Origin of the sequence: Novacetimonas pomaceti, from assembly GCF_003207955.1 — a bacterium.
Classification (GTDB): domain Bacteria; phylum Pseudomonadota; class Alphaproteobacteria; order Acetobacterales; family Acetobacteraceae; genus Novacetimonas; species Novacetimonas pomaceti.
Map to the genome: position 1 here is coordinate 1 of NZ_NOXG01000109.1, position 900 is coordinate 900.

The 900-nt window shown below is 59.4% G+C and carries 1 protein-coding gene; it reads right to left on the bottom strand.

Annotated elements, in window-relative coordinates; translation table 11 throughout:
- Positions 1-900: IS3 family transposase (locus CFR71_RS15865; protein ID WP_110532256.1), on the bottom strand; the 900-nt coding region annotated here is incomplete at both ends.

Genomic DNA, 900 nt, shown 5'->3' on the forward strand with positions numbered 1-900 from the left:
CGGCGTTGCTGTTGGCCATCTGGTCCGGGGTTAACCCCGGACCAGATGGCGTCGGCACGTCATGATACGCCTCATCGGGCGTACGTCCAGCCAGCGCCGTATGCGGACGCCTTTCGTTATAATGGGCGATCCATCTGCCAAGCCCGGCCCGTAGCTCCGATCCGGTTTCGAACGCGTGCAAATAGACGCATTCGTATTTCAGCGACCGCCACAGACGCTCGATGAACACGTTATCCAGCCATCGCCCACGCCCGTCCATACTGATGCGGATCTGACGCTCTTCCAGTATCCCGGTGAAACGGGGTGTCGTAAATTGCGACCCCTGGTCAGTATTGAAAATTTCCGGGGCGCCATAGCGCATGAGGGCATCCTGTAGCGCCTCGATACAGAACTCCACGTCCATCGTGTTCGACAGACGCCAGGACAGGACCTTGCGCGTGAACCAGTCCATGATCGCCACGAGATAGAGAAATCCCCGTTTCATGGGAATATATGTGATATCGGAGCACCAGACCTGGTCAGGCCGATTGATGACCAGATCCCGCAGCAGATATGGATATTTCCGATGTTCCGGATGGGGCACGGTCGTGCGCGGCTTCTGGTAGATCGCCCGAAGGCCCATGATCGCCATGAGCCGCCGGACCCGCTTGCGGCCCACTTCATGTCCCAGGCGGCGCAGATGCCATGTCATCTGCCGTGAGCCATAATAGGGCGTTTCCAGGAACCGGGCGTCGATCAGCCGCATCAGCTCCAGATTGGCCTCGCTCTGTGGCACAGGCCGATAGTAGACGCCCGACCGGTTGAGTTGCAGCAGCGTGCATTGCCGGATTATCGGCAGACGCGCTCGCTTCGGGTCAATCATCTGCCGCCTCTGATCACGCCCAACCGAGCAGAGGCATC